The sequence below is a fragment of the Flavobacterium sp. YO64 genome (genome assembly GCF_004119505.1).
GTDB lineage: Bacteria > Bacteroidota > Bacteroidia > Flavobacteriales > Flavobacteriaceae > Flavobacterium > Flavobacterium oncorhynchi.
The window spans coordinates 1-22,854 of record NZ_NRQV01000036.1; the positions used below are offsets into that span (position 1 = coordinate 1).

The 22,854-nt window shown below is 32.8% G+C and carries 25 protein-coding genes and 2 tRNA genes; 18 read left to right on the forward strand and 9 right to left on the reverse strand.

Features of this window, described 5'->3' with window-relative positions; genetic code table 11:
* Positions 1–156 precede the first annotated feature (156 nt).
* The 3 genes from BOW57_RS18185 (at position 157) to BOW57_RS18195 (ending at position 1,418) form a co-directional block, all read left to right on the forward strand.
* Positions 157–229, forward strand: a tRNA-Lys gene (locus BOW57_RS18185).
* A gap of 43 nt (positions 230–272) precedes the next feature.
* Positions 273–355, forward strand: a tRNA-Leu gene (locus tag BOW57_RS18190).
* Positions 356–467: 112 nt separating this feature from the next.
* Positions 468–1,418 carry a DUF4421 family protein gene (locus BOW57_RS18195; protein WP_129056317.1) on the forward strand — a complete coding sequence of 317 codons (951 nt, stop codon included), beginning with the start codon at positions 468–470 and terminating at the stop codon, positions 1,416–1,418.
* 8 nt (positions 1,419–1,426) lie between these two features.
* Here the strand turns inward: BOW57_RS18195 and BOW57_RS18200 are convergent, their stop codons facing one another.
* Positions 1,427–2,749, reverse strand: coding sequence for a serine hydrolase (locus BOW57_RS18200; protein ID WP_129056319.1), 1,323 nt, complete (start codon positions 2,747–2,749; stop codon positions 1,427–1,429).
* 245 nt (positions 2,750–2,994) lie between these two features.
* Here BOW57_RS18200 and BOW57_RS18205 point away from each other — a divergent pair, with 245 nt between their 5' ends.
* The 6 genes from BOW57_RS18205 to BOW57_RS18230 all read left to right on the forward strand — a co-directional run bounded on the left by BOW57_RS18205 (position 2,995) and on the right by BOW57_RS18230 (position 8,781).
* A complete protein-coding gene (locus BOW57_RS18205; protein WP_241687472.1) occupies positions 2,995–3,495 on the forward strand; it encodes a hypothetical protein in 501 nt (166 codons plus the stop codon).
* A gap of 167 nt (positions 3,496–3,662) precedes the next feature.
* Positions 3,663–4,562 carry a MerR family transcriptional regulator gene (locus BOW57_RS18210; RefSeq protein WP_129056321.1) on the forward strand — a complete coding sequence of 300 codons (900 nt, stop codon included), beginning with the start codon at positions 3,663–3,665 and terminating at the stop codon, positions 4,560–4,562.
* A 37-nt stretch (positions 4,563–4,599) separates the two neighbouring features.
* Positions 4,600–6,066: an NAD(P)/FAD-dependent oxidoreductase gene (locus tag BOW57_RS18215; protein WP_129056323.1), complete on the forward strand. Its 1,467-nt coding sequence runs from the start codon at positions 4,600–4,602 to the stop codon at positions 6,064–6,066.
* Positions 6,067–6,070: 4 nt separating this feature from the next.
* Complete coding sequence (locus tag BOW57_RS18220) at positions 6,071–6,910, forward strand: phytoene/squalene synthase family protein (RefSeq protein ID WP_129056325.1); 840 nt, start codon at positions 6,071–6,073, stop codon at positions 6,908–6,910.
* A 97-nt stretch (positions 6,911–7,007) separates the two neighbouring features.
* Positions 7,008–7,448: a sterol desaturase family protein gene (locus BOW57_RS18225; RefSeq protein WP_089057273.1), complete on the forward strand. Its 441-nt coding sequence runs from the start codon at positions 7,008–7,010 to the stop codon at positions 7,446–7,448.
* Between the two features lie 37 nt (positions 7,449–7,485).
* Complete coding sequence (locus BOW57_RS18230) at positions 7,486–8,781, forward strand: deoxyribodipyrimidine photo-lyase (RefSeq protein WP_129056327.1); 1,296 nt, start codon at positions 7,486–7,488, stop codon at positions 8,779–8,781.
* A gap of 140 nt (positions 8,782–8,921) precedes the next feature.
* On the opposite strand, the gene BOW57_RS18235 is transcribed toward BOW57_RS18230, so the two are convergent.
* Positions 8,922–10,226, reverse strand: a complete 1,305-nt coding sequence (locus BOW57_RS18235) for an AarF/ABC1/UbiB kinase family protein (RefSeq protein WP_129056329.1) — start codon at positions 10,224–10,226, stop codon at positions 8,922–8,924.
* Positions 10,223–10,885: a TetR family transcriptional regulator C-terminal domain-containing protein gene (locus BOW57_RS18240; RefSeq protein ID WP_129056332.1), complete on the reverse strand. Its 663-nt coding sequence runs from the start codon at positions 10,883–10,885 to the stop codon at positions 10,223–10,225. The genes BOW57_RS18235 and BOW57_RS18240 overlap by 4 nt, the downstream gene beginning before the upstream one ends.
* A 97-nt stretch (positions 10,886–10,982) precedes the next feature.
* Here BOW57_RS18240 and BOW57_RS18245 point away from each other — a divergent pair, with 97 nt between their 5' ends.
* Positions 10,983–11,894: a TIGR01777 family oxidoreductase gene (locus BOW57_RS18245; RefSeq protein WP_129056334.1), complete on the forward strand. Its 912-nt coding sequence runs from the start codon at positions 10,983–10,985 to the stop codon at positions 11,892–11,894.
* A gap of 3 nt (positions 11,895–11,897) precedes the next feature.
* Here the strand turns inward: BOW57_RS18245 and BOW57_RS18250 are convergent, their stop codons facing one another.
* The 4 genes from BOW57_RS18250 to rmuC all read right to left on the reverse strand — a co-directional run bounded on the left by BOW57_RS18250 (position 11,898) and on the right by rmuC (position 15,042).
* Positions 11,898–12,437, reverse strand: coding sequence for a YceI family protein (locus BOW57_RS18250; RefSeq protein ID WP_129023525.1), 540 nt, complete (start codon positions 12,435–12,437; stop codon positions 11,898–11,900).
* A gap of 225 nt (positions 12,438–12,662) precedes the next feature.
* Positions 12,663–13,058 carry a VOC family protein gene (locus BOW57_RS18255; RefSeq protein ID WP_129056336.1) on the reverse strand — a complete coding sequence of 132 codons (396 nt, stop codon included), beginning with the start codon at positions 13,056–13,058 and terminating at the stop codon, positions 12,663–12,665.
* A 30-nt stretch (positions 13,059–13,088) separates the two neighbouring features.
* The gene (locus BOW57_RS18260; protein ID WP_089054192.1) at positions 13,089–13,637 is read right to left on the reverse strand and encodes an acyl-CoA thioesterase; all 549 of its coding nucleotides are present in this window, start codon (positions 13,635–13,637) and stop codon (positions 13,089–13,091) included.
* Between the two features lie 31 nt (positions 13,638–13,668).
* On the reverse strand, positions 13,669–15,042 hold the full coding sequence (gene rmuC / locus BOW57_RS18265) for a DNA recombination protein RmuC (protein ID WP_129056338.1): 1,374 nt from the start codon (positions 15,040–15,042) through the stop codon (positions 13,669–13,671).
* 203 nt (positions 15,043–15,245) lie between these two features.
* Here rmuC and BOW57_RS18270 point away from each other — a divergent pair, with 203 nt between their 5' ends.
* From BOW57_RS18270 to BOW57_RS18305, 8 genes are all read left to right on the forward strand, one after another.
* Entirely contained in the window at positions 15,246–16,109 is an 864-nt protein-coding gene (locus BOW57_RS18270; RefSeq protein ID WP_129056340.1) for a protease complex subunit PrcB family protein, read from the forward strand.
* Between the two features lie 10 nt (positions 16,110–16,119).
* The gene (locus BOW57_RS18275) at positions 16,120–16,518 is read left to right on the forward strand and encodes a hypothetical protein (protein WP_089054189.1); all 399 of its coding nucleotides are present in this window, start codon (positions 16,120–16,122) and stop codon (positions 16,516–16,518) included.
* Between the two features lie 127 nt (positions 16,519–16,645).
* Positions 16,646–17,122 (forward strand): RNA polymerase sigma factor, encoded by a 477-nt coding sequence (locus BOW57_RS18280; RefSeq protein WP_256371881.1) that lies wholly within the window; start codon positions 16,646–16,648, stop codon positions 17,120–17,122.
* Positions 17,119–18,726, forward strand: coding sequence for a hypothetical protein (locus BOW57_RS18285; protein WP_129056342.1), 1,608 nt, complete (start codon positions 17,119–17,121; stop codon positions 18,724–18,726). The genes BOW57_RS18280 and BOW57_RS18285 overlap by 4 nt, the downstream gene beginning before the upstream one ends.
* A gap of 40 nt (positions 18,727–18,766) precedes the next feature.
* Positions 18,767–19,294, forward strand: coding sequence for a MepB family protein (locus BOW57_RS18290; RefSeq protein WP_129056344.1), 528 nt, complete (start codon positions 18,767–18,769; stop codon positions 19,292–19,294).
* Positions 19,295–19,394: 100 nt separating this feature from the next.
* Entirely contained in the window at positions 19,395–19,604 is a 210-nt protein-coding gene (locus BOW57_RS18295; RefSeq protein WP_129056346.1) for a hypothetical protein, read from the forward strand.
* 54 nt (positions 19,605–19,658) lie between these two features.
* Entirely contained in the window at positions 19,659–20,222 is a 564-nt protein-coding gene (locus BOW57_RS18300; RefSeq protein WP_129056348.1) for a pseudouridine synthase, read from the forward strand.
* 69 nt (positions 20,223–20,291) lie between these two features.
* Complete coding sequence (locus BOW57_RS18305; RefSeq protein WP_129056350.1) at positions 20,292–20,750, forward strand: tRNA (cytidine(34)-2'-O)-methyltransferase; 459 nt, start codon at positions 20,292–20,294, stop codon at positions 20,748–20,750.
* A 197-nt stretch (positions 20,751–20,947) separates the two neighbouring features.
* On the opposite strand, the gene BOW57_RS18310 is transcribed toward BOW57_RS18305, so the two are convergent.
* Complete coding sequence (locus BOW57_RS18310; protein WP_129056352.1) at positions 20,948–21,724, reverse strand: ABC transporter ATP-binding protein; 777 nt, start codon at positions 21,722–21,724, stop codon at positions 20,948–20,950.
* 123 nt (positions 21,725–21,847) lie between these two features.
* Entirely contained in the window at positions 21,848–22,816 is a 969-nt protein-coding gene (locus tag BOW57_RS18315; protein ID WP_129056378.1) for an iron ABC transporter permease, read from the reverse strand.
* Positions 22,817–22,854: the final 38 nt, after the last annotated feature.

The window sequence follows — 22,854 nt, forward strand, 5'->3', positions numbered from 1 at the left end:
ATGGTCACAAAAAAGGAAAGAGCATAATTTTACACATTTTTCCTTATTTTTTGTTTACACAGCCTGCTTTAATTATTTATTAAATTTACTTACGAAAAGGTATTGCTATATCAAAAATAACTTCTTATATTTGCACCCGCGTTCAAGGAATGCAATGACTCGATAGCTCAGTCGGTAGAGCACATCACTTTTAATGATGGGGTCCTGGGTTCGAGCCCCAGTCGGGTCACAAAAAGGTCGAGTATTAATTTACTTGACCTTTTTTCATTTTAGGCCATGTGGAGAAACGGTAGACTCGCCATCTTGAGGGGGTGGTGCTCGCAAGGGCGTGAGGGTTCAAATCCCTCCATGGTCACTAAATAAGGAAAAGTATATTTTTATGTTTTTCCTTTTTTTATGCTTTATATTTTTCCTTGTTAACCTTTTCCGTACGTACTAAGAATAATTATAATTCGTTTTACAACTCAATGAAAGCATATTTTTCTTTTTTACTTCTTTTAGCACTTCCTTATTTCTGCAAAGCACAGATTGACACAACATATATTAAACCTTTTGACAATAAACTTTCCCTGAGAACTTATTTATCCATGAAGTTTATATCAATGGAACAAGAAGTAGATGGTGAGATTAAAAAATTTATGCCAAATAGCCCCATGAGTTTAGGCGCGGGAGTTTCTATAAACAACACGATAATCAATCTAAATTATGGTTACGGATTAAACTTCATGAAAGACGACAAAAAAGGAAGAACGAAAGCACTAGACTTTCAAATTCATAACTACGGAAGAAAATTCATAATAGATCTTTTTGTTCAAAAATATCATGGTTTTTACACCTCAGACAATACAGATAAAAATATACAGCTGTATCCTGATTTAAAAATCCAACAATATGGCGCTTTCGGACAATATGTTTTTAACAACAAGAAATTCTCTTATAAAGCCGCTTTCAATCAAAATGAAAAACAATTAAAATCAGCAGGAAGCTTTTTAGCAGGCGGAGGAATTTACTTCTCAAAAATAAACTCAGACAGTTCCTTTGTACACAAATCAAAAAATTCACTGCGTAATTTTCAATTTGGATTCAGCGGCGGTTACGCTTATACTTGGGCAATCAATAAAAGATGGTTCGCCAGTGGTTCTGCAACAACAGGAGTTAACTTTGGCACTGAAAGAATAAATGATTTTGGCAAACAAAAAATAGAAATCTACCCTACATTTTTCCCGCGAATATCCGTTGGATACAACAAAGAGAAATGGTCACTTGGATTATCATACGTTAATAATTTTATCTTTTCTTCTTTCTCAGACAATAACAACAACAACATTGGCTTATCTTCAGGAAATTTTCAAATTGGATATATCTGGAGATTAGATACAAATCCTTTCTTCACAAAAAAACTAGAACAAAACAAGTAACTGCTTTTTTACTTCTTAAGAAGATATTTTGCAACAGCATCATAAGCAGGCAGAGAATATGGATCGTTTGCTACATTTCCCGCTATAGGATTTGATGCAAAACGCACAATAACCATATCTGCTTTTGGATCAACGTAAATTACCTGCCCATGCACACCTCGAGCACAAAATGCGCCATGATCATTATTGGTTATCCACCACATATTTCTATAACTCCAACCTTTCAAGAGCGAATATCCAGCTTTTTCAAATGCTTTTTTATCACCGCCTTTTTTAATATCATCAATAGCAGCTTTAGGAATAATTTGCTCCTGCCCTACTTTACCATCATTTAAAATCAACTGTCCAAAGCGAGCCATATCTCGCAAACCAAGATTAAAACCACCACCCGCAAAAGGTGTTCCTATTGCATCTACCGAAAAATACCCGTCTTGTTCAGCCCCAATTTTTCTCCATATTCGCTCAGATAAAACCTCAGCAACAGATTTACCAGTCACTCGGGCTATAATCCAGCCCAAAACATCTGAATTAACCGTTTTATACCCAAAAGCATCTCCGTGAATACCATTTTTCTTCACTGTAGGCAAATATTCATAATAAGTTCTTGGCCCATCATAATCTTTAGGTTTTGGAAGTGGATTCCCTGCCGCAGAGAATTTCCAAATTTCAGCATTAGGATCTGCGTAGTCTTCACTAAACTGCAGCGCCGTTGTCATATCCATAACCTGTCTTACAGTTGCATCTCCAAAAGCAGAATTTTTAAGCTCTGGAACATAAAAAGAAACCATTTTTTCAGGATCTATCAAACCCTCTTTAGCCAATATAATTCCAAGAGTTCCTGTAAACGATTTGGTAACCGACATTGCTGCATGCTGTCCGTCAATCGTCAGAGCACCAAAATACTTTTCATAAACAATTTTGCCGTGATGCATAATAATCACTCCATCTGCATAAACCTTTTCCAGCGACTCTTCCCATGTCATCGACTTAGTTTCTCCAAGAGGAACGAACTTTACTTTATCAATATCTCTATTAAAATTTGTTATTATAGGAATTGAAGTTCCTAATCCGCGAGAAACATTTATAGTCGGCATAAACTGACGCATATGCGCAACACTCCACCTAAGTGCCGGAAACTGAAAAAAACTCCCATCATCAAATCGAGGAATACGGTCAGCCGGCGGCGGCGAACCAATCATCCATCCCATTCTTGCAGGATCACTTTGCAGCGCATCTAAATATTTCGTTTTTTCTTGAGCTGTTGAAATACTCATACAGAAAAACATCAAAACGAAAAACAATAACTGAGAACAAAAATGAATTGGTTTCATATTTTCTAATTTATTAGGAATGAGCACTAAAAGATTAAAATGGGAGATAATAAATTCTTTGTAATACTAATTATAGGAATTTACGCTAAGTTAAGAACTTAATTTCAAACACTTTACCATGTACGCTATAATACTACACTTAAAAAAGAAAAATAATCGTTATTTAATAAAAAGAACTTCTCTTACAAAACAAAACTTTCTTAAATTCGTTTCAAAATAATTAACCGCTAATCCCAAATTAGTTTATGAAAAACCTATTAGTATTATTCTTTATTATGATTACCTGCTCATTATCGGCACAATCGGCAACCAGTTATTTTGACAAAGCCATGAAAAAAGCCGAAGCCGGCAACACAAAAGGTGCGATCGCTGACTACACTAAAGCAATCAGCATGAATTCGAAATTTGCCGAAGCTTACCAAAACCGAGGTGTAGCAAAACTCAAACTTAATGACCTAAAAGGAGCGCTTGCCGATTTTAGCAAAACAATTGAACTTGACAGCATGAATGCAGATGCTTTTACCGGCAGAGCAAACGTAAACTACAAGTTAATGAATTTTAAAGGCACAATCGAAGACTGCACCTCATCTCTTGGTCTAAACCCAAAAGATTACATTGCATACAATCTTCGAGGTTTGGCTTATAATAAAATTGACGATAAAAAAAATGCTTGTAAAGATTTCTCAAAAGCCATAGAACTTGGAAGTCAAAGTGCTATAAAAAATAAAGCTACATTTTGTAAATAAAAAACAAGCTTTGAAAAGCAAAAAAAGCAATCTGTAAAAAAATATTTACAGATTGCTTTTTTATTTAGACAAAAACACACGTAAAGCACTAATAATCTATGATTTTCATTATCAGCTAAGAGATTTTCTAAGATTTTCTTCTATTTTTGTTTATCTAATTGTAAAAAATGGTAAACAACATAAAAACTGTTTTCAGTATTAAAGATCTAGAGAATTTATCTGGAATAAAAGCGCATACGATTCGTATTTGGGAAAAGAGATACAATATCCTAGAACCAATGCGTACAGATACTAATATAAGGTTTTACAATCTGCAGAATCTGCAAAAACTATTAAACATAACTTTACTGCATGAGTATGGCTATAAAATCTCTAAAATTGCAACTTATCCTGAAGAAAGAATACCAGAACTAGTTCGCGAAATCATATCGAAGAAAAATTCTCAAAACTATGCCATAACTTCTTTTAAAATGGCTATGATGAATTTTGATCAGGAATTATTCTTCAATACTTTCGATTGGCTTATTGCCGAAAAAACATTCAAGGAAGTTTTCAAAGAACATTTTCTTCCTTTACTGAAAGAACTTGGATTATTGTGGCAGTCAGAAACCATCACGCCGGCAAATGAACATTTTATGAGTCATTTGATCAAGCAGAAAATATTGATATACACAGAAAGTCTTCAAATTCGAAAACCAACAAAAACAGATAGAATCTTTGTGCTTTCGCTGCCTTTAAATGAAGTGCACAACATAGGATTACTTTATCTTCAGTACGAAATTTTATCAAAAGGATATAAAACCATTTATCTTGGCGAAAGTATGCCGATAGAAAACCTGCAGGATTTAACCAAACATTTTGAAAACATCACTTTTGTCTCTATGATGACCATTCAGCCAGACCGCATCGTTATCAACCAATATGTAAAGTCTATGGGACAAAAACTATTGCTAAAAAACAACGAAATATGGTTGATAGGCAATATGGTTGAGTATATTGATAAAAAAGTTTTACCCGAAAGAATTCAAATTTTTGATTCGATGCAAGAAACAATTGAAAGAATTTAATTCTATTGTTTAACTTTTCTGTACATTTGTTAAACAAATGAAGAAAACAATAACAATCATAGGATCAGGATTTTCTTCCTTGGCTGCTTCATGTTACTTGGCTCAGCAGGGAAATCAAGTTACTGTATACGAAAAAAACCATTCTATAGGCGGGCGGGCACGACAGTTTAAAAAAGATGGCTTTACTTTTGATATGGGACCAAGCTGGTATTGGATGCCAGATGTTTTTGAACGTTTTTTTCAGGATTTCAATAAAAAACCATCGGATTATTATGAACTCATAAAACTAAATCCTGCTTATCGAGTTTATTTTGGAGTTAACGATTTTATTACTATTTGCGATAATTTAGAAGAAATAAAAAACGCTTTTGAAAACATTGAAAAAGGCAGTTCAAAGAAATTAGAGAACTTTATTGACCAAGCCAAAAGTAATTATGACATTGCCATAAAAGAGTTGGTTTATCGCCCGGGAGTTTCTCCTCTTGAATTAATTACTGCCAAAACAGCTTTAAAACTTAATCAGTTTTTTGGTTCTATAAGTATTGACATTCGTAAAGAATTTAAAAACGAAAGGCTAATTCAAATTTTAGAATTTCCTGTTTTATTTCTTGGAGCAAAACCAACGAAAACGCCTTCTTTCTATAATTTTATGAATTATGCTGATTTTGGTCTTGGAACATGGCATCCTAAAACGGGAATGTTTGATGTAGTTCAAAGTCTCGAAAGTCTTGCTCTAGAACTTGGCGTAATAATTAAAACAAATGCTTCTGTTGAGAAAATAATCATTAAAAACAAAACCGCAGCAGGAATTGTGATTAACGGAGAATTTATAAAATCTGATGTTGTATTGAGCGGTGCCGATTATCAGCATACTGAAACTTTGCTCGAAAAAGAGCATCGCGTTTATTCTGAGACGTATTGGGAAAACCGAATTTTCGCTCCTTCCTCACTCCTGTTTTTTGTTGGTTTTAATAAAAAAATAGAAAACATCTCACATCATGCTTTATTTTTTGATGTTGATTTCGATAAACATGCAAATGCTATTTACGATACTCCAAATTGGCCCGAAGAACCTTTATTCTATGCCAATTTTCCATCTAAAACAGATCTAACAGCAGCTCCTAATGGAATGGAAAGCGGTTTTTTCCTGATTCCGCTTGCACCCGGAATTGAAGATAGTGAAGCATTAAGAGAAGAATATTTCGAAAAAATAATCAGTCGTTTTGAAAATCTTACACAGCAAGAGATCAGAAATAACATTATATTTAAAAGATCATTTTGCAAAAATGATTTTGTTACAGATTATAATGCGTACAAAGGAAATGCTTACGGAATGGCTAATACGTTATTGCAAACAGCTTTCCTGCGTCCAAAATTAAAAAGTAAGAAAGTTAAAAATTTATATTTCACAGGACAACTAACAGTTCCTGGCCCAGGAGTTCCGCCTGCTTTAATATCAGGAAAACTTGCAGCTGAATTAATTCAAAAATCTTTTAGATCGTAAAAAAATGAAATCACTATTCGACGACGTTTCTTTCAAGTGCAGTAAACTGGTTACTAAAAACTACAGTTCCTCTTTTTCGATAGCTGTAAAAATGCTCTCGCCAAGTATTCGTGATGCGATATACAGCATTTATGGCTTTGTTCGTTTTGCTGATGAAATTGTTGATTCTTTTCATGATTATGAAAAAGAAAGTCTTATTGACGATTTTGAAAAAGAATATTATAAAGCTGTTAATCTAGGAATAAGCCTTAACCCAATTCTAAACTCTTTTCAACATACTGTAAAAGAATATAATATTACCGACGATTTAGTTCAGGCATTCTTAAAAAGCATGAAACAAGATCTCACAAAATCAAGTTATAACACACAAACTGAATATGCCGACTATATTTTCGGTTCTGCCGATGTTGTTGGTTTAATGTGCTTAAAGGTTTTTACAAAAGGGAATAATACAAAATACGAACAGCTTAAAAATGAAGCAATGCGACTAGGATCGGCTTTTCAGAAGGTAAATTTCCTCAGAGATTTAAAAGATGATAATTTGATTTTAAACAGAACTTATTTTCCTGGCATCAATTTGAATAATTTTACTGAAGCCGCAAAAACACAAATTATCAGCGAAATCGAAGACGATTTTAATATTGCTTATCAAGGAATTGTAAAATTGCCAATTGAAGCAAAATTTGGGGTTTACACTGCTTATGTTTACTACAAAAAACTGCTTACTAAATTAAAAAATACACCTTATCATGAAATTGGAAACTCAAGGATTCGAGTTTCTAATTATACAAAAGCAGGACTTTTGGCCCAGTCATTTGTAACATATAAACTGAAACTAGTATAATTTCGTTCCGTTTGTCATTTCTCCTTTCGGTCGAAATGACAAGAACAAGTAAATGATAAAATCAAACAATTATTAGAACAAATTTAAAACACAAAAAATGGTTTCCTTTTTAATCTTTTTAGGCGTTTTTTTATTCATGGAATGCGTAACATGGCTTACTCACAAATATGTAATGCACGGTTTCATGTGGTATTTTCATGCAGATCATCATCAGCCAAAATATGAGCATCCTTTTGAGCGCAATGACATTTTCTTTGTTCTGTTTGCAATACCAAGTATTCTCTTATTCTATTTTGGCGTTCAGGGCGGTTTCAATTATTTGTTTTTCATTGCCTGCGGCGTCACACTTTATGGAGCCTGTTACTTTTTAATTCACGACGTTTTAATTCATCAGCGTTTTAAATGGTTTAAAAACACTAAAAACAAATACCTCATCGGATTACGAAAGGCGCATAAAATACACCATAAACACTTAAACAAAGAAAAAGGAGAATGTTTCGGAATGTTGTTTGTTCCGTTTAAATATTACAAAATGTAAAACCCTTTTTAAAGCATCAAAATAGATTCTCAAAACAATGACAAAACAAAAAGTTTCTTTTTTCTGGTTCAGACGTGATTTACGTTTGGAAGACAATACAGGTTTATTTCATGCTTTGCAATCAAATTTTCCTGTAGTTCCGTTATTTATTTTTGATGACGATATATTGGAAAATCTTCCTGCAAATGATGCCAGAGTAAGTTTTATTTATGATTCACTTCAAAAGATAAATTCAGAATTAAATACTTTAGATTCTTCACTATTAGTCAAAAAAGGTAAAACTACCGAAGTTTGGAAATCACTTTTAGAAGAGTTTGACATTCAAAACCTTTTCTTCAATAAAGATTATGAGCCTTTTGCGATCAGACGTGATATTGCTATTTGCTCTTTATTGAAGGAAAACAGTATTGAGTGTTTTCCATACAAAGATCATGTGATTTTTGAAGAGAAAGAAATCACAAAATCTGACGGGCTTCCGTATACCATTTACACTCCTTATAAAAACAAATGGCTCGAAAAATATCATTTTTCAGGAGCTGCGATTGAATATGATTCCAGTTCATTTCAATCTAATTTTATAAAAAGTCAATTTACATTTCCAGAATTATCCGAAATTGGTTTTGACCGAAGTACAATAAAAGTGCTTCCGCATAACTTAACTCAAATTGCCAATTACAAAGAAACTAGAGATTATCCTGCTCTGGACAGTACATCTTACCTTTCGCCGCATTTACGATTTGGTACGGTGAGTATTCGGAAATTAGTGAATTGGGCAAATAGAAAGAATCAAACTTTCTTAAGCGAATTAATTTGGCGCGAATTCTTTATTCAAATTCTCTTTAGCTTTCCCAATTGTGTAAGCAGTAATTTCAAATCAGCTTACGACGGAATTCAATGGCGCAATAATGATGATGATTTTAAGCGTTGGTGCTCTGGAACAACGGGTTACCCAATGGTCGATGCAGGAATGCGTCAGCTAAACGAAACAGGGTATATGCACAATCGTGTTCGCATGGTTGTGGCGAGTTTTTTATGCAAACATTTATTAATCAACTGGCAGTGGGGAGAAGCTTATTTTGCCGAAAAACTTTTAGATTTCGAATTAGCTTCAAATGTAGGAAACTGGCAATGGGCAGCAGGAACTGGCTGTGATGCTGCGCCTTATTTTAGAGTATTCAATCCTGAAATTCAACAAAAGAAATTTGATGCTAAAGGTGAATACATCCGCAAGTGGATTCCCGAATTTGATTTTGGTTATACTGAACCAATGATCGATCACGCCTTTGCAAGAGATCGAGCCATTGCAACTTATAAAGCTGGAATTTTGAAATAGTTTATTTTGTTTCAGGTTTTTACTAGACGCTTAATTTTGTTTCAACAGATTTAGCATATCTAACAGATTAAAAAAAACTTTGTCAAAAATCTTTACACATAGTTTATGCCAACTTGAAACTTAAAACCTGAAACAAAAACTTAGTATTTCAAATAATTCTCAACAACAATTTTCGCTTTCAAATCAAACATTAAATTGTACAAGCCAAAGAAAGTACGGTTCATATAAATAAAGTGTTTAGAACCACGATTTCCGTTCATTTTTTTCAGATTTGTATCTTCAGAAAAACGTTTCCCTAATTCAGCAATGGCGTTAAAGAAAGTTTCGTCGGCAAAATCGAAAGTTTCATTTTGAAATGGTTTGGTGAAAAGCGACAATAGATCATGAAACATACTTGTAAAATATTCAACCTCTGCCGGTGTATCATCTTGACGAAGAATTTCTAATTCAAACAACTTTTTATTAAACAGCGCTTGATCTGTAATCACATTTTTATTAATCAACTCAAAATAAGGCGTATAAAATTCTTCTGGAATTTGTTTCATACAACCAAAGTCTAGAGCAATTAACTGATTTTGATCGTCAACCAAAAAGTTTCCAGGATGAGGATCTGCGTGTACTTTTCTTAAAACATGAATTTGGTACATATAAAAATCCCAAAGCGCCTGTCCAATTTCATCGCCAACTTTCTGATCCTTATTTTTTGCGGTAAATTCTGAAAGATGAATTCCCGTCATCCAATCCATCGTGATAATTTTCTCTGACGAGAACTCTGGATAGTAATTAGGAAAAATAATATTTTCGATTTTACTGCAGGCTTCTACGACTTCTTGACTTTGTTTTAATTCTAACAAATAGTTGGTTTCTTCGATAAGTTTATCTTCAACCTCTTTAAAATATTTATCTGAATCTTTTCCCTGCAGATTAAACATTCTAATTGCAATAGGTTTAACCAAAGCCAAATCCGAAGAAATACTATTGGCTACTCCCGGATATTGAATTTTAACTGCCAGTTTTTTATTGTTCTTTTTAGCCAAATGCACTTGACCAATACTTGCTGCGTTTACAGAATTTGCATTGAATTCATCAAAAATCTCGTAAGGCGTTTTGCCAAAATTACTTTTGAATGTTTTTAAAACTAATGGTGCTGAAAGCGGCGGAACTGAAAATTGCGATAATGAAAATTTCTCGACGTAAGCTTGAGGCAAAAAATTCTTGTCCATGCTTAACATTTGAGCCACTTTGAGCGCACTGCCTTTTAAGCTTTTTAATCCGTCATAAATATCTTCGGCATTATTCTCGTTCAGTTTATCTCGAGTTAAATCAGGATTAACCATTTTCTCGGCATAATGCTTAACGTAGTTTACACCAATTTTTGCTCCAGTTTGAACCAATTTTCCGGCTCTTTCTATTTTCGAGGTTGGAATATAATCGATCGTTTTCATTGCTTGCTGTATATTTTTTCTTTGAATAGAAATTTTCCAAAATCGATCAAATGATTCATTGGCGCAACATTCATCAATTCAAATGATGCATTAACTGATTTTTCGATAAAAATATCTGTTTTCTCAAAAGCAGCAGATTCATCTTCCATCCAGAATTTTATGGTGAGCATTAATTGTAACCAAGCGGATTCTTGAATTGCCTTTTCTTGAAATTTTTGCAGTTTTTCTTGTTCAAGTCTATAATCATCAGTTAAGATTTCTGAAACATAACTTCTAAAATTATCTCTAAGCAAAGTAAGCTGTACTAAATTTTTGAGCGGGTTTTTATCCATTTTAAGTACTTGCAGTACATAACTTCTATTTGCAGTCAACATTTCGAAAAATGTAAAATAGAAACTTAACATTTTATTCTTCATGTCGTACTCAAGGTAGTCTTCATTTTTATGCAGCAAGTTGACTGTATTCTCAAAAAACAGTCGAAATATTTCCTTTTCTAAACCTTCTAACGTTCCAAAAAAAGAATAAAATTCAGCTTCTGTAAAATCATTTTCTTTGGTAAAATGATAAACTGATTTTGGTTTTGTTCCTTTTTCTAAAACTTCATTCATGTATTTTGAAACGATATCCTCTTTTGTGATAGTCTTTTTTTTAGTCGCCATTTCATTAAATTTAGAATTTGCCTTAAAGGTAAGCATTGTTTAAGTACCTTTACATGTCCCTAAACAGAATGCGCTGTTAAATATATGATAAACTATCATGGTTGAAAATGTTCTAATAACAGGTGGAAGCGGATTCATTGGCAGGCATTTGACAAATGCTCTAATTGAAGCTGGCTTTACTGTGTCTGTTTTAAGCCGTACCGACAAAGAAAACACTCCTGAAATCACTTACTATAAATGGAATTTAAACAGCAATTATATTGACGAAAATGCTGTTTTAAATGCGGATTATATTATTCATCTTGCCGGCGAAGGAATTGTTGAAAAAAGATGGACGCGCAGAAGAAAAAGAAAACTTCTGGAAAGTCGGGTTAAACCAATTGATTTGATATTTTCTATTTTAGAAAAAAACGATAAAAAATTAAATGCTTTTGTTTCGGCTTCGGCAATTGGCATTTATGGTGCTTTTACAAGCCATAAAATTTGTACTGAAACTACTGAGCCTGCAAATGACTTTTTAGGTACTATTTGTCAGAAATGGGAAAATGCATCAAACAAACTGGAGGTTTTAGGCATTAGAACCGTAAAAATTAGAACTGGAATTGTACTGGGCAGAGATGAAGGTTTTTTAAAAAAACTCGGACCTACTTTTAAATCTGGTTTTGGTGCGGTTATAGGAACTGGAAAACAATATTTACCCTGGATTCATATTGACGATTTGTGTCAGATTTACTTAAAAGCTCTTCTAGACGAACATATGCATGGCTCGTACAATGCTGCTGTTACTGATAATACTACAAACTTGAGATTCTCTAAAATACTAGCTGCATTATACGGATATGCAATATGGCTTCCTAAAATTCCATCTTTTATTCTTAAAATAAGTTTAGGAAAAATGAGCGAAGCTATCTTAAAAGGGCAAAGGGTGTCATCTGAAAAAATACAAAAAACTGGATTTGAATTTCAATTTACCGATTTAGAAAAAGCACTAATCAGCACTACGAATTAAACATTACTTCATTATTCCGCTTAAATCTGTCTGAACCGTTTTTGAAATTTTATTAGCCACAACATAAGGAATTTCTATATTAAAGTCAGAAATTGATATTGGAAAAGCAGAAACAATTTGAATACCTTCCGGAACTCTTTTCAACAACGCTTTTACCGTAATCATTTTCCATTTCCCGTGAATATATAATTTCCCCTTGACATCATACTCTCTTGAGGTTTCATCTATTTGTGCGATGTCAAATTTTTGTATTTTGCCTTTAAAATAAGCTTTAGGATAACGATGACTTTCGATATAATTGTCGTTAAAATGTTCTTCCATTAAATCCATTTTAAAACGAAAATCTTTTATTATTACAGTACAAATTAAAGTACTTGTTTGAGGTTCAAGAACAATAGTTCCGAGCTTATTTACCGCTTTTACCTCTTCGAAGAATGGAACTGAAGCTTCAAAATTTATAATCGCCGAAGTGGTTTTAAATTTTTCCTGAGCTGTTATCGAAAATGCGGTAAAAAGTAAAAATAATAATGTAGTTCTTTTCATAATCGTCAGCAATTAAACAATTATGTCATTTCATTTTTTAAAATAAAAAAAACAAACTTACAGTAAGTTAAAAAAGAAATGGCAGTACTCCGTGAAAAAATCGCAACTAACTTTCTATTTTAAAGTTACGAAATTTTCCGTCGTATAGTTCTGGAACTAATGCTAAATATTTGTGAATATTTTTTCTTTTTAAAATGTAGTAATCCCTTTAAAACAGCTTCTCATTTACATTTCGACTGGTGTACAAATTTCAAGTAAAAAACCATCTAAATCTCGTACATAAGCAACAACTTGTCCCCAAGGTTTTTCCTTTGGACTTGTTTCTAAAACGGCTCCAAAAGAAATGGCTTTCTCAACCAATTCGGCAACATTATCTGTTATGAAACCAAGTTCAAAAGCAAAAGGTTTATTATTTAAATCGCTTTCGATAAAACCTTCTTTTAAATTTTGAACTGCAAGTTTTTTTGAAGCAAATGAGATTGTAGTCTCTCCCGTAAGCAATTCTCCGTAATCATTTTCTGGACTTACAAATTTTCTTGAAAAACCAAATGCATTTTCATAAAACGCAATTGCTTTTTCTACATTCTCGACATATAAAATTGTGTAACCAAACTTTACCATTTTCTCTTATTTTTAACCTTAATAAAAAAACTAACTAATTTCTAAAAGTACATTATACTTTTCTAAGCTGGCCAAATCTTCGATAGAACTTACCGTAGTGACTTTTTCATGTTCTTCGATCTCTTTTTTCACTTCGATATGTTTAATTGCTTTTCTAAAACGTCGAACTTCTTCTAAATTAGACAAAATAAGTCCTGGAACCTGAACACTCTTTCCATCTTTATCTTTGGCTACCATTGTAAAATATGAAGAATTGCAATGTTTTACAACACCTGTTTGAATATGTTCTGCTTCAACGCGAATGCCAACAACCATTGAACTTCGCCCAACATAATTTACAGAGGCTTTCATTGTAACAAGTTCACCAACTTCAATTGGTTTTAAAAAATTGACAGTATCAACAGAAGCTGTTACACAATAATTACCGCAAAACTTTGATGCGGCCGCAAAAGCAATTTGATCTAGTAATTGCAGTATATATCCTCCATGAATTTTACCGCTAAAGTTGGTATGCGATGGAAGCATTAATTCTGAAATACTAATTTTTGATGAAGAAACGGGTTTAAAATCTGCAGTCATGTTTTTATGTTTGTGGTATTATTGGTTAGTTTTAATTTAGTAACTCACTTTCATCCGTATTTGAAGCTCTCGCTACAATATTATCTGGAAGTGATTTTTTTGCTTTAGCGCCCATTTTTTTTAGTCTTTCAACACTCGAAATCAAATTTCCTTTGCCGTCGACTAGTTTATTCATGGCACTTTCGTATTCCCTTTTCGTATCTTTTATTTTATTCCCTATTCGGACTAAATCAGTTACAAAACCTTCAAATTTATCATACAGCGCTCCTGCCTGCCTAGCAATTTCAAACGCATTTTCCTGTTGTTTTTGATTTGTCCACATACTGTCAATAGTTCGCAATGTTGCTAACAATGTTGTTGGAGTAACAATTACAATATTTTTATCAAAAGCTTTATTGTATAATGTTGAATCTTCGTTTAAGGCAATTGCAAAAGCAGGTTCTATCGGAATAAAAAGCAATACAAAATCGGGACTTTCTATTTGATACAGTTCGTGATAATTTTTATTACCAAGCTGTTCAACGTGCCTTTTTATCGAATTTAAATGCTCTTTTAAATATTCGTTTTTAAGAATGTCTGATTCTTCATTAATGTACTTTTCATAAGCTGATAAAGATACTTTAGAATCGACAATCATTTTTTTACCATCGGGCAGATTTATTACAACATCAGGAAAAACACGATTGCCTTCGCTGGTAACAAAACTTTGTTGCACTTCGTACTCGCGGCCTTTTTCTAATCCTGATTTTTCCAACACACGTTCTAAAACCAATTCGCCCCAATTTCCCTGCATTTTACTATCGCCTTTTAAAGCTTTAGTAAGATTTAGGGTTTCTTTGCTCATTTGAACATTCATTTCGCTTAGGCCAATAATCTGCTGACGAAGTGCTGCATGATAGTCGATACTTTCTTTATGGGTTTGTTCTACCTTTTTCTCAAATCCTTGAATCTTATCTTGCAGCGGCAGCAAGATATTTTTCATATTCACATTGTTCTGTTCTGTAAATTTAACCGATTTTTCTTCGAGAATCTTATTTGCTAAGTTTTCAAACTCCTTGGTAAATTTATCCTGAAGCTCCGTTATTTCATTTTTTTGCTCTTTATGACGTTCCCATAAATTCTCAAAATCGACTTCTTTTTTAGAAAGCTGAATCGCAAGACTGTCTTTTTCAGTTCGAATACTCTCTTTTTCTTGATTGCTTAATTGAAGCTGTTTTTGAAAAGCAAGTTTTTCATTTTCCTGCTGTTCTTTTTGTGCTTGCAGCTGATTTGTATTTGCATGCAGCCTTTCTTCTAAACCAACTTTTTCTGACTGAAATTTAGCCGAAGACAGTACTTTACCTAAGTATATACCTAGAAATAAAGCAATAACAAAAGCCAATAAATACGGAAGAAAATCAAACATGTCTAATTTTTTTTAAGTAAAAGTACGCAATAATACGTAGTGCTAAGGTTTATAAAGTAAAATTTCACGAATTAGTATTCATTCGCAAATAAAAAAACAATTTGAAATTAATTTCTATTTCTACTGCAAAAAAAATAAAAAAAAGACGCAACCATTTTTAAACACGCTCATCTATGAGAATATAACCTATATTAAAATTTATCATGAAAAAAATAATGCTGAGCTTATTTGTAGCTTTTGGATTGAGTGCTTGCTCATTAGGAAATGAAGATATAACAGTAGATTGCGGACCAGTTCAAGAACTTCCTTTTACAGGATTTCCACTTTTATGTTCTTATAGTGTAAAAACCCTGCCTAACAACCCTACTGCACTTGTTTTAAATTCTCAAGAGAAATTAGAAGCTTACTTCGAAAAACGCGAAAACACATGTCCAGTTGCCAATGATCCTAATATTGATTTTACAAAAGACTTTTTGGTTGGGATTTTTGCGGGAGCAAAACCTACAAGCGGTTATGACATAAAAATAACAACTATTGTAGAAAACAAATGTCAGATTATTATTAATTTTTATGAAAAAGGTCCTTTAGCTGGCGAAACTATTGCACAGACTCCAACTTATCCATCAGATTTTATATTGATTCCAAAAACAACAAAAACAATTTTATTTAACAGAACAAACGAAAGCTCTGATAATATTGTTATGGGAGATTTTGGTCTTTTAAGTCATCATAATTTCTTTCAATTAAACGATTTTAACATTTTGAAATTCTCAAATGTTGAGGATGGAAAATATGATTTTGAGCAATACAAATACACTGCAAAAACGAAAAAAAGTGAATATACTGAATTCTTAAAGAATGTTCCAGCAGAAATTCTTGCACTTAAAGGCGGAACAAAAACTTACGGAACTCCAGATCCAGGAGATAAAGGCGGAGTTTACTTTCAGTTCACTCAAGGAACTGTTACTACGAAAGTTTATATTGACAACAATGATACTCCAGATCAAAACACTGAAATAATATTGTTTAAAAAAGCTATTCAACAAAAAATCATCAGTTTAAACTAAATCCAGTTACATGAAAAAACATTTTCTATTTTTTGCTGTATTGTGTATTTTCTCTTCGGCTTATTCGTTAGAATCGATGGTCGTAAACACGGGTTCTATAGTAAACACCTGGATTTGGGAAAAGTCAATTGGAGGAGCAGATAATCCTTATACAGCGACGCCAAAAACCATTGGGTTTACAAAAAAAATAGTTTTCACTTCAAATGGAAGAGTGATCACTTATAAGAACAATGTAGAGATTAGAAACAGTACCTATCAAATAGAAAAAGGGATTGGCTATTTCGATTCGGCAGAGCACGATCTTATTACTTTTGAAGGCAAGACATATATCATAGAAAAGCTTGACAGTCAAAACCTAACAATTGTAAGTAATAACAAAGATGCTTCCCGATCTATCTTTAAAAGATAGTTTTATAAGCTTTTAAAAACTATTTTTGCAAAACCAAACAATACCACTTTTTTTGAAAGACGATTTAGAAAAATATATTAAGAAATGTATTAAAAATGACAGAGAGGCACAACTGAAAATTTATCAGTTGTTCTCTCCTGTTTTATATGGTATATGTCTTAAATATATGAAAAATGAAGATGACGCCAAAGATGTTTTTCAGGAAGCATTTGTCATTGTTTTTCAAAAAATGAACCAATATAAATTTGAAGGAAGTTTCGAAGGCTGGCTGAAACGAATTTTTATCAATAAGCTGATCGAGACTTTAAACAAAAAGAAAAAAGAGAGTTTCTTTCTAGATGTTTTTGATCCTGATACTGATTTTGTCGAAGAAGAGGATTTAGACATTCAACCAATAGAACAAGAGAAACTGCTCGAATATATTAGAGATTTGCCAGATCAATATCGAACGGTTTTTAATCTCTATGTCTTTGAGAAACTAAAACACCGAGAAATTGCCGACTTATTAAATATTTCTGAAGGTACATCAAAATCAAATTTAAACCGGGCAAAGCACATTTTGCAAAAAAGAATACTGAGCATAAAAAATTTTAAAATAGCATGAAAAAGCAGGATATAGAAGATATTTTTTCATCAATGGAAGACTTTTCTAGTGTTCCGCCTCCTGAATTGTGGGGACAAATTGAAGAAAAACTTGATAAACCTAAAAAGAAGAAAAAAGTAATTCTTTGGTGGTCGGCGGCAGCATGCTTATTATTAGGCTTATTGCTCCCTTCTGTTTTGAATTTTACTTCTAACTCTGGAATCAAAACTATCGATAATGATGCTTTAGAAAATAACAAAGTTGTACTTGAGCCAAAAGGCAATAAAAATACCAACAACAAAGAAAACAGTACAGAGAACAAATCAATAAACAATCAAATTTCATCATCAGAAAACGAACATAATCAATCCAACCAAGATCAAGAATCAGTAAATACTAGAGCAAATACACAATATAACTATGATAAAAATGAGGCAGCACCAAAAACAAATGCCTCAAAAAATACGCTAAACAATGTTGCTGTTCAGGAAAATTATGTTCCTGCAAAAGCAAACAGCTTTAACACGTCCTCAAAAAATCAAATATCAGATATTGAAAAAAGAAAAGCTGATAAGGTTTTAGCTGAAAAAACCTTTACTTCGGGTAAAAGAAATCAATTCAATACAGGTTTAAATAAAGCACTTGCAAGTTCTATTTTCGAAGGAAATTCATCTTCAAAAACACAAAGCAAAACAGCTTTCATTCTTTCTGGAACTGCCGTAAACGATACTGAATACAAGCAAAAAACAGATAAAGCAATTCAAGAAAACAGATCTGTTGCAAACATTCAAAATGATAATTTGAAAAACAATTCGAATATCAAAAATGGATTGTCTAAAAAAGATTCTCTACAACTTAAAGAGCTTCAGAATTTAGAAAAAGGTGTTGTTGCAGCTGAAACTAAAAAAGAAAAAGAGGACAAACTGCTTTCAAAACAAGACAAATGGGCGCTTCAGCTTTTTGCAGGTGTAGGCAGCTCTGAAAACTATAAAAACAATAAAACTTTAGGAAACGTAAACGACTCTAAACAAAGTAATTCGTACGGAGTAAAAACGCAATATAAAATCAATAAAAAATGGGCAGTCGCTTCTGGAGTTAAAATTAATGAGCTTGGTCAGAGCGTTGCAAATGTTTCTTATTTAAGTGCCAAAAACAATGCGTTTTTTAGCGCAAGCGACTATTTTGCTCAAAATGCATCAGCTCCTCATATTGCGAGTGATGCTAGTTATGTACTAGTTTCAAACAGTACAAAAGAGGCTATGAAAAGTGAGAATATACAAACTGGAAATTTAGATCAAAATCTACGCTATGTCGAAATGCCGTTAGAAGTTTCTTATTCTATTTTCAGTAAAAACAAAGCAAGTATTAATTTAAATACTGGTGGATTTGTTGGTAAATTGATCTCAAATAGTGTTTCTATTGATGGAAGCTCTATGGGGGAAAATGTAAATGCAAATGATTATGTATATGGTTCTACTTTGAGCAGTACAATTCAATATCGTGTTTACAAAAAAACAAATGTTTTTGTTGAGCCGGCTGTGAATTATTATGTAAATCCATTAAACAGTCAGTCTTTCAATCAGTTTCAATGGGGATTAAATTTCGGACTTAATGTTTCTTTTTAATAGTGACAATTTGTTGTAATTTCGCACAAAAAAGAAATTAATGTCTTTAAATAAGAAGCTCGAAGATTCTATTTTTCTTCCTAAAAATTTAAGTATTGCCAAAGAATTAGTTTATGATATCTGTGGCTTTACCTTTTCTGAACTTCAGCCAGAAACTGAGAGCAAAGATTATGAAGCTTTTGATTTTAAAATCAATAATCGGACTGTTAAATTTAGATCGGCTAAAATTACTCCAACCAAAACAGGTCAGTTTGTAACTTTATGGAAGCGCAATAAATCAGGTATAATTGAACCTTTTGATTATTCTGATTCTATTGATTTTGTAATCGTAAGCGTTCAAAAAGAAAATTTTTTAGGACAATTTGTTTTCCCAAAAGATGTTCTCCTTAAAAAAGGAATATTTTCTACTGAAACTAAAGAAGGAATAAGAGCCACTAGAGTTTACCCGCCTTGGGATGAAACTACCAGTAAACAAGCCCAAAAAACACAGCAATGGCAATTGAAATATTTCTATGAAATAAGCCCAAATGCTGATTTAGACACTTTTAAAAAGCTTTTTGCATTATAAGTCTTAATCTGGTTTCCAAGTTCTTCAAGTCTTTTTTTTATAACTTTAGACTATCAGCAATAATATGCTGTTTCTAAACTATTAATTTAAAAGATACTAAATGAACTTTTTCAAAATCAAAACCAGCTGGTCAAATGCTGAATTCATTGTCTTGAAACTTTGCATTGCCTCGGCTTATATTTTAATAGGCACTTATTTTCATGATTTTTTCAGCAATTACTACACTCCTTTAATTCTCTTATTTAGCATTACAGTAATTTGGTCTGTTTATTTATGGCTGAGTAAAATGAAAAACAGGAACAAGGAGTAAGTATAAACTCGAATTACTTGTAAAAACAAAGCTATCTTTGCAAAAAAATAAAACATGCATCGACACTTCATTCTTTTTAAGCCTTATGGTTATTTAAGTCAATTTATCTATGAACTGAAAAGAAAGAAAAAACTTTTAGGCGAACTGCATGACTTTCCTGAAGGAACTATGGCAATTGGAAGACTTGATGAAGATTCTGAAGGTTTATTGCTGCTAACAACAGACGGAAAAGTAAGTGAGCAGATAAGGAGTAAAAAAGTCGATAAAGAATATTATGTCCAAGTCGACGGTATTATTACGCCAGAAGCAATCGAACAATTACAAAAAGGTGTCGAAATAGGTTTTGAAGGTGGAAAATACAAAACAAAACCTTGTACTGCTTTTATCGTGACCGAAATACCTGATTTTGGCCCTAGAGCAAAAAAAATCCGAGACGAACGTCATGGACCAACTTCTTGGGCATCAATTACCGTGAATGAAGGAAAATTTCGTCAGGTTAGAAAAATGACTGCTGCCGTTGGATTTCCGACTTTACGTTTAGTTCGCGTTAGAATAGGAAATGTATATTTGCAAAACTTAAAAGCTGGAGAAGTTCTCGAAGTTGATAACTTTAATTAGAAAATGAGTCAATTTAAAAATCAGATAATTCTCAAATTAACGATTAACCGAATAAACAAATAAACGATAATGCTAAACGTAGTTCTTGTAGAACCAGAAATACCAAATAACACTGGAAATATTGGAAGATTGTGTGTAGGAACAGAAAGCCGACTGCACTTAATTCATCCTTTCGGATTTGTAATAAACGATAAAAATCTAAAACGTTCTGGTTTGGATTATTGGGTTCATCTTGATGTAACTGAATACCAAAATATAGAGGAATGGATCAAGCAGATTCCAGATCAATCGCGTGTTTTTTTGATGAGTTCTCATGCTGATAAATCGTATTTAGAAACAGATTTTCAAGATGGAGATTGGCTGGTTTTTGGCAAAGAAAGCGTTGGATTAAGCAAAGAAGTTTTGGCTCGTTTCGAAAACCATTTAACGATTCCAATGTCAAAACTAATTCGCAGCTTTAACATCGCAAATTCTGTCGCTTTTGTTGTTGGTGAAGCTAAAAGACAGATTGGAGTTAAAAAAGTTTAAATTAATTAAATATTTTCATCATAAGCTCCAGAGGAGCGTAATATTTATAACCTAAAATTAAACCATCATGGAAGCTCCAGCGGAGCGATATATTTCGCCCCTATGGGGCTCGTTCTACTAAATGTGATTAATATTTCTATAAATATAACGTCCCTCTGGGGCTTGAATTTCGTACAACAAAACTTCTAAAAATATCTCTAAGTCACAATAAACTTCCCTTTTTCGGCATCAAAAACAATATGTTCATCTTTAAACAAAGTGGCAAAGTTTCCGTTTGAAATTAAATTACAAGGTTCATCTTGAACAACACTTTCTGGAGTCATAATAATCATTTCGTCACTTAATTGAATTGCCAAATCAATATCGTGAGTCGAAAATAAAATGCATTTTTGAGTTTCCTGCGTTAGTTTTTTCAGCAATTTAAATAAAGAAACTTTGTGCAATAAATCAAGATGTGTTGTAGGTTCATCTAAAATAATCAGTGCCGTATCTTGAGCCAAAGCCCTGGCTATTAAAACCTTTTGCAATTGACCATCGCTTATTTCAAAGTGTTTTTTTTGAGCCAAATGTTCGATTTGTGTCAACGCCATTGCTTCTTGAACCTTTTCAATATCCGTTTGAGTTAAAGAATCAACCCAATTAGTATACGGTTGTCGGCCTAATGCAACCAATTCAAAAACAGTAAGATTACTTGGCGGCAGTTTTTCGGTTAAAACCAAACTTAGATTTTGAGCTAAGTCTAACGGCTTATAGGTATTGATATTCTTATCATTCAAAAAAACTGTTCCTGACAAAGGCTGCTGAATACCTGTAATAGTTCGCAGCAAAGTCGATTTCCCAATTCCGTTAGCACCAATCAACGAAATGAGTTTCCCAGAAGTTAAATTCAAATTTAAATTTTCAGCAATAGTCACAGCTGTCTTCTTGGTCTTATATCCAATACTTAAATTTGATGTATTTAAAATTGATTTCATCTATTTTAAGGTTCTGAGTTGCTAAGGTTCTAAGTATCTAAGTTTTTTCTTTGTCTAAAGATTAATTTATTTTAATAGCAGGAGATAATCCTTTTAATCCATATAATCTGTGGCTAATACAATTTACTGAAAATTTCTTTTTCGCATTAGCAGCCAAATTACAACCGGCGCACCAATAATTGAGGTAATTGCATTAATCGGTAATGTTACCTCTAATCCCGGCATCTGCGATGCCATGTCGCAAAACAGCATAATTATGCCGCCAAAAAAAAACGTACTCCAATATAAAACAGTATGATTACTAGTTTGAAATGTCAGTTTTGCAATATGCGGAACAGCCAAACCTATAAAGGCAATAGGTCCTGCAAAAGCAGTAACACTTCCTGCTAAAATACTTGTTGCAAGAATAATTATTAATCGTGCTCTCTTATAATTTAAACCCATACTTTTAGCATAATTCTCTCCTAAAAGCAAGGCATTTAAAGGCTTAATACTGCCTGCACTTAAGAGTAAACCAAAACTTATACAAACCGCCAGAATAACGATCGATGTCCAAGAAAGATTTCCGAGACTTCCTAAAGACCAAAAGGTAAACTTCTGCAATTGTTCAGCTGAACTAAAATAGGTTAAAACCCCAACAATGGCACTTGTAAAACTGGCAAACATAAGTCCAACAATTAAAATCGCCATTGTATTTCGCAATCTTTGTGCAACCAGCAAAACTAAAAGCAAAACAGAAATACTACCTAAAGTTGATGCTAGTACAATTCCATATGGAGACAATAAAACTGAGCTTAAAAAAGTTGGTAATATCCCAGCTCCCAAAATTACAATTGCTACTGCCAAAATTGCTCCAGAACTCAATCCTAATACATCCGGTCCTGCTAATGGATTCCGAAATAATGTCTGCATCAGTAAACCGCTTATAGACAAACCTACTCCAACCAAAATAGCTGTAATTGCTTTTGGCAGACGGTAATTGATAATAATATATTCCCAAGTTGATTTACTTGCCTGTCCTCCTGTTAAACTGCTGCAGACTTCTTTGAACGGAATTGTAACAGATCCTAAACTAATGTCAAGGAAAAACATAAACAAAAGTGCTAAACCAAGTATGGAAAACAGAGTTA

Coding starts and splice junctions, on each gene's coding strand:
- BOW57_RS18195 (WP_129056317.1), top strand. CDS start 468: ATGAAAGCATATTTTTCTTTTTTACTTCTTTTAGCACTTCCTTATTTC.
- BOW57_RS18200 (WP_129056319.1), bottom strand. CDS start 2,749: ATGAAACCAATTCATTTTTGTTCTCAGTTATTGTTTTTCGTTTTGATG.
- BOW57_RS18205 (WP_241687472.1), top strand. CDS start 2,995: ATGAAAAACCTATTAGTATTATTCTTTATTATGATTACCTGCTCATTA.
- BOW57_RS18210 (WP_129056321.1), top strand. CDS start 3,663: ATGGTAAACAACATAAAAACTGTTTTCAGTATTAAAGATCTAGAGAAT.
- BOW57_RS18215 (WP_129056323.1), top strand. CDS start 4,600: ATGAAGAAAACAATAACAATCATAGGATCAGGATTTTCTTCCTTGGCT.
- BOW57_RS18220 (WP_129056325.1), top strand. CDS start 6,071: ATGAAATCACTATTCGACGACGTTTCTTTCAAGTGCAGTAAACTGGTT.
- BOW57_RS18225 (WP_089057273.1), top strand. CDS start 7,008: ATGGTTTCCTTTTTAATCTTTTTAGGCGTTTTTTTATTCATGGAATGC.
- BOW57_RS18230 (WP_129056327.1), top strand. CDS start 7,486: ATGACAAAACAAAAAGTTTCTTTTTTCTGGTTCAGACGTGATTTACGT.
- BOW57_RS18235 (WP_129056329.1), bottom strand. CDS start 10,226: ATGAAAACGATCGATTATATTCCAACCTCGAAAATAGAAAGAGCCGGA.
- BOW57_RS18240 (WP_129056332.1), bottom strand. CDS start 10,885: ATGGCGACTAAAAAAAAGACTATCACAAAAGAGGATATCGTTTCAAAA.
- BOW57_RS18245 (WP_129056334.1), top strand. CDS start 10,983: ATGGTTGAAAATGTTCTAATAACAGGTGGAAGCGGATTCATTGGCAGG.
- BOW57_RS18250 (WP_129023525.1), bottom strand. CDS start 12,437: ATGAAAAGAACTACATTATTATTTTTACTTTTTACCGCATTTTCGATA.
- BOW57_RS18255 (WP_129056336.1), bottom strand. CDS start 13,058: ATGGTAAAGTTTGGTTACACAATTTTATATGTCGAGAATGTAGAAAAA.
- BOW57_RS18260 (WP_089054192.1), bottom strand. CDS start 13,637: ATGACTGCAGATTTTAAACCCGTTTCTTCATCAAAAATTAGTATTTCA.
- rmuC (WP_129056338.1), bottom strand. CDS start 15,042: ATGTTTGATTTTCTTCCGTATTTATTGGCTTTTGTTATTGCTTTATTT.
- BOW57_RS18270 (WP_129056340.1), top strand. CDS start 15,246: ATGAAAAAAATAATGCTGAGCTTATTTGTAGCTTTTGGATTGAGTGCT.
- BOW57_RS18275 (WP_089054189.1), top strand. CDS start 16,120: ATGAAAAAACATTTTCTATTTTTTGCTGTATTGTGTATTTTCTCTTCG.
- BOW57_RS18285 (WP_129056342.1), top strand. CDS start 17,119: ATGAAAAAGCAGGATATAGAAGATATTTTTTCATCAATGGAAGACTTT.
- BOW57_RS18290 (WP_129056344.1), top strand. CDS start 18,767: ATGTCTTTAAATAAGAAGCTCGAAGATTCTATTTTTCTTCCTAAAAAT.
- BOW57_RS18295 (WP_129056346.1), top strand. CDS start 19,395: ATGAACTTTTTCAAAATCAAAACCAGCTGGTCAAATGCTGAATTCATT.
- BOW57_RS18300 (WP_129056348.1), top strand. CDS start 19,659: ATGCATCGACACTTCATTCTTTTTAAGCCTTATGGTTATTTAAGTCAA.
- BOW57_RS18305 (WP_129056350.1), top strand. CDS start 20,292: ATGCTAAACGTAGTTCTTGTAGAACCAGAAATACCAAATAACACTGGA.
- BOW57_RS18310 (WP_129056352.1), bottom strand. CDS start 21,724: ATGAAATCAATTTTAAATACATCAAATTTAAGTATTGGATATAAGACC.
- BOW57_RS18315 (WP_129056378.1), bottom strand. CDS start 22,816: ATGTTTTTCCTTGACATTAGTTTAGGATCTGTTACAATTCCGTTCAAA.